Origin of the sequence: Burkholderia sp. AU4i (assembly GCF_000466765.1) — a bacterium.
GTDB lineage: Bacteria > Pseudomonadota > Gammaproteobacteria > Burkholderiales > Burkholderiaceae > Burkholderia > Burkholderia cepacia.
In genome coordinates this window covers 1-648 of record NZ_ASSI01000417.1, presented here as the reverse complement: position 1 = coordinate 648, position 648 = coordinate 1, and the positions used below count along the sequence as shown (strand labels likewise).

Genomic DNA, 648 nt, shown 5'->3' with positions numbered 1-648 from the left:
CCATCGGCCAGGATCGTCGTCAGCAGCAACGTCTTGTCCTTGGCGGTGTCACCGGTTTTCAGATGTGTGAAGTGCCGGGTGAAACCCGTCCACTCATCAACTTCTGCGTATTTCGGCGAACGTGACCGCCGATTTCGGGAACGTGACCGATTCGGCGGGGTTGGGCGTTGCGCGGTGTTGATTGTAGATTTTCTTGTTAGTTCTGGTCGAGTTTGGGCTCCGGGACGTTGGGTTTTGGGGACGCTTTTCTGAGGGATTCACCGGTGAGCATGATCCGGTGATGACGCTGCATGAGACGGTCGAGCATTGCGTCGGCAATGGTCTCGTCGCCGATCCATCCATGCCAGTGCTCAATCGGTAACTGGCTGGTGATGATGGTCGCCTTTCCCGCAGAGCGGTCGTCGATCATCTCGAGCAGATCGTTTCGGACCATCGCGTCGAGGGGAGCCATTCCCCAATCGTCCAGCAGGAGCACGTCAACGCGGGCGACCTGCAGCAGCCATTTTGTGAAGCCGCCGTTGCCGTGCAGAACGCGAAGCTCCTCGCCGAGTCGCGGCACGCGCAGATACAAGGCCGAATGCCCGCGCCGGCAAGCGTATTGGGCCAGGGCGCAAGCGAGCCACGATTTCCCAGCGCCGGTCGGGCCGC

1 protein-coding gene and 1 pseudogene are annotated in these 648 nt (G+C 60.6%); both read right to left on the bottom strand.

What is annotated here, in order from left to right; genetic code table 11:
* Positions 1-104: pseudogene (locus L810_RS49905) on the bottom strand (Tn3 family transposase); the annotation flags it as partial.
* Positions 105-196: 92 nt separating this feature from the next.
* Positions 197-648 (bottom strand): ATP-binding protein (locus tag L810_RS43160; RefSeq protein WP_042978451.1); only part of this gene is annotated, 452 nt, incomplete at its 5' end.